At 64.1% G+C, this 262-nt stretch carries 1 protein-coding gene; it reads right to left on the minus strand.

Annotation, left to right across the window (positions count from 1 at the left end; translation table 11 throughout):
• Positions 1 to 65: 65 nt before the first annotated feature.
• Positions 66 to 262 (minus strand): citrate (Si)-synthase (gene gltA, locus HKX41_12020; protein NNC24861.1); only part of this gene is annotated, 197 nt, incomplete at its 5' end.

A 262-nucleotide genomic window follows, 5' to 3' on the forward strand; every position in this document is an offset into this window, starting at 1 on the left:
GCCGAAGCGGGGCGTTTTGCTCGCTGCGACCGCCGCGATCCGCATTGCGCGGATCGCAGTGGATATCAGCGCTTGTCCGACGCCACGTAATCGCGCATGCCGTGGCCGGTGTAGATCTGGCGCGGGCGGCCGATCTTGTTTTCCGGATCGTTCTGCTGCTCCAGCCAATGCGACACCCAGCCGGCGGTGCGGGCGATGGCGAACATCTCGGTGAACATCTCCACCGGAATGCCGAGCGCCTTGTAGATGATGCCCGAGTAGA

The organism is Salifodinibacter halophilus (assembly GCA_012999515.1).
Lineage (GTDB): Bacteria > Pseudomonadota > Gammaproteobacteria > Nevskiales > Salinisphaeraceae > Salifodinibacter > Salifodinibacter halophilus.